Raw genomic sequence first — 3,240 nt, forward strand, 5'->3', positions numbered from 1 at the left:
GGGCACCGGTAGGACAACAGATCGTGGCCCGGGCCAACCAGTCCCGTCTCGACTACGCACCCCTGCGGGAATGCTTCGACACGACCGACCCCGACGGCGGCGAACCGTCCGTTGAGCACGGCCTCGCCCGGCTGCGGGCCGCCACACCGGAGGGCGTGGAGCTGCGCGCCCGGGTAGCTGAGGCACTGGAACTTAAAAACCACGAGTTCAACGCCCAAGGCGTGGAGCTGAACCAGCGGTACGCCAGCACCGCCGTCGTACCTGACCCTGAGGCCGGACCCGAAACGTTCGCCCGCGACATCGAACTGTACGTACAACCCACCACACGCCCCGGTGCAAAGATTCCGCATGCCTGGCTCGTCGGGGCAGACGGGCACCGTGTGTCCACCCTGGATGTCACCGGCCAGGGCAGGTTCACGCTGGTCACCGGACTCGCGGGGCAGGCGTGGAAGGAAGCCGCCGAACGGCTCGGACTCGGCTTCCTCGACACCATCGTGGTCGGCGAGACCGGCCATGAGGACCCCTACGCCGCATGGGCCAAGGTCCGCGAGATCCATGAGGCCGGCGCCCTGCTGGTCCGCCCCGACGGCTATATCGCCTGGCGCCACAGCTCCCCGGTGTGGGAGGTCGCCCAAGCCGAGAACCAGATCCGCACCGCCCTGCACACCATCCTGGCAACAGAGCCCGCTCCCAGCCGGGATCCAGAACCCATTTACGCGTAATATCACGGCCTTCCCAAGGAGAATCATGAAGACAGTTGCAATCCCCGATTACACGACCGATGCCTTCTTCGGCCTCGAGGACAAGTGGCTTGAGACCGCCGAGGGCGAACTGACCCACTACCACGAGCTGGGCGAGGGCACTCCGATCCTGTTCCTGCACGGCTCCGGCACGGGTGTGACCGCCGCGGCGAACTGGTGGCTGAACCTGCCGCAGATCGCCGAGCAGGGCCGCTGCATCGCGATCGACTCCATCGGCTACGGCCAGACCATCGTCGCCCCCGGCACCGAATACGGCATCAGGGAATGGGTCCGCCACGCGGTGCGCGTGCTCGACGCGCTGGGCATCGAGAAGACCTGGATCGTGGGCAACTCCATCGGCGGCTGGGTCGCCATGCAGTTCGCCATCGACTTCCCGGAGCGCCTGCTGGGCATCGTGTCCATGGGCACCGGCGGGGCCAAGAAGACCGCAGCCCTGTCCGGCCACTCCAAGCCGGAGCTGTCCGAGGCCGGCATCCGCCGCACGCTGGAGCAGTTCGTCGTCGACAAGTCCCTGGTCACCGACGAACTGGTCTCACTGCGCTACGCGGCCGCGCTGAACGACACCGCCTCGGACCGCCTGATCGAGGTCGTCACCGCCCGGGACCGGGACCGCGATGCGCTGCCGCTGGACTTCGAGGTGCTCTCCCGGCTTCAGATCCCGGTTCTGCTGATCCACGGTGTCCAGGACGTCGTGATCCCGGTCTCGCGCACCTGGGAACTGCTCAATGTCATCCCGACCGCCGACGCGCACATCTTCAGCCAGTGCGGCCACTGGTCCCAGGTCGAGCGCGCCGCCGAATTCAACGAGATCGTCAGGCAGTACCTCGCCGTCCACGGCGTGAGCCGCTGAACATCAGGATGATCAAAGGAGTGCAGCCATGAACCAGGCCCTGCTGTGCATGTCCCACAGTCCGCTGCTGGAACACACCAACCCGCCGGCCGAGGTGAAGGCCGCCGTCGAGGCCGCCTTCGAGGCGGCCCGCCGGTTCGCCCGGGACTTCAACCCGGACCTGGTGGTCAACTTCGGCCCGGACCACTACAACGGCTTCTTCTATGACCTGATGCCCCCGTTCTGCATCGGCTACGAGGCGGTGGGCACCGGCGACTACGACTCCTGGGAAGGACCAATCAACGTCCCGACCGGCATCGCCGAGGAGCTGGCCCAGTTCGTCATCGACCGGGACATCGACACCGCGATCTCCCGCCGCATGGAGGTCGACCACGGCGCCGTGCAGCCCATGGAGATCATCTTCGGCGGGCTGGATGCGACTCCGGTGATCCCGGTCTTCGTCAACTCCGTCGCCCGCCCGTTCACCAAGGTCTCCCGCGTGCGCCGGTTCGGCCAGGCCATCGGCGAGTACTTCCGCAACAGCGACAAGAAGGTCCTGTTCATCGGCTCCGGCGGCCTGTCCCACGACCCGCCGGTCCCCCAGATCGCCACCGCCACCCCCGAGCAGCGCGCGTTTTTGACCAACGGCCGCCACCCCACCCCCGAGGCCCGCGCCGCCCGCCAGGCCAAGACCATCGCCACCGCCGAAGCGTTCGCGGCCGGTGAGGCGGACATCATGGACCTGAACCCCGAATGGGACCGCGCCTTCCTTCAGGTCTGCAGGTCCGGGAAGGTGGAGGACTTCGACGCCTACACCGCCGACGGGATGGACGCGGTCGCCGGACACTCCTCCCACGAGGTGCGCACCTGGGTCGCCGCCTACTCCGCGCTGCGCGCCTGCGGCGAGTACGAGGTCACCTACGAGTTCTACAAACCCATCAAGGAATACATTGCCGGTTTCGGCGTGACGACGGCGGTGCTGAAGAAATGACGGATAAAAGGATCGAGGGGCCATCCTGTGGATCACGCAACACACAGCCAAGCCTTAAGTCATGACATCAGTACTAGCGCTATCTCCGGGATAGGGGGCAAGAAGTGGACCTCGCTAAGGCAGCAATGAAGCTCGAAGAGGCTGAGCGCCGTGTCGTGGGAATCGAACCGTTCTCACGCCACGCTCAAGGATTGACAGATGAAGAGGCCTGGGCCATAGCCGCTGAACGGAATGCCGAGCGTCGTCGCATCGGGGAAAAACAAACCGGATACAAGCTCGGATGGACTTCAAAAGCGATGCGCGATGCGCTCGGCATCAAGAAGCCAAATTTTGGGTGTTTGTGGGATGGGATGCTTCTTGATCAACCTATTCAGCTGAACAGATTCATCCATCCCAAGGCCGAGCCGGAGTTTGCCTTCCGCGCCGAAGCAGAATTATCCGGACCAAATATCACGGCACACGATGTCGTCAGCTCAGGATTGTGGGCCGTGGCTATCGAGGTTGTAGACCCTCGGTGGGAAAGCTATGAGTTTACTTGGGCCGACAATACAGCCGACGGCTCCTCCGCTGCAGGATATGTGACGAGTTCATTCACGACGATCTCGTCCGCGCCGGAGGATCTGATCCTCAGCTTCTCCAACGGCGAGCATGTGCAATTC

At 64.7% G+C, this 3,240-nt stretch carries 4 protein-coding genes; all 4 read left to right on the forward strand.

Annotation, left to right across the window (positions count from 1 at the left end; translation table 11 throughout):
• Positions 1–722, forward strand: a 722-nt coding sequence (locus AC5RVV_RS17095) for an aromatic-ring hydroxylase C-terminal domain-containing protein (RefSeq protein ID WP_494002570.1), incomplete at its 5' end; no start/stop codon positions are given.
• A gap of 25 nt (positions 723–747) precedes the next feature.
• Positions 748–1,611: an alpha/beta fold hydrolase gene (locus AC5RVV_RS17100; RefSeq protein ID WP_494002571.1), complete on the forward strand. Its 864-nt coding sequence runs from the start codon at positions 748–750 to the stop codon at positions 1,609–1,611.
• Between the two features lie 28 nt (positions 1,612–1,639).
• On the forward strand, positions 1,640–2,581 hold the full coding sequence (locus AC5RVV_RS17105) for a 3-carboxyethylcatechol 2,3-dioxygenase (protein ID WP_494002572.1): 942 nt from the start codon (positions 1,640–1,642) through the stop codon (positions 2,579–2,581).
• A 125-nt stretch (positions 2,582–2,706) separates the two neighbouring features.
• The coding region (locus tag AC5RVV_RS17110; protein ID WP_494002573.1) for a 2-keto-4-pentenoate hydratase at positions 2,707–3,240 on the forward strand (534 nt) is incomplete at its 3' end.

It is taken from the genome of Arthrobacter sp. MDT2-34-1, from assembly GCF_059091365.1.

What these genes read in the sequence shown, in the direction of transcription:
- AC5RVV_RS17100 (WP_494002571.1), top strand. Translation starts at nt 748, where the DNA reads ATGAAGACAGTTGCAATCCCCGATTACACGACCGATGCCTTCTTCGGC.
- AC5RVV_RS17105 (WP_494002572.1), top strand. Translation starts at nt 1,640, where the DNA reads ATGAACCAGGCCCTGCTGTGCATGTCCCACAGTCCGCTGCTGGAACAC.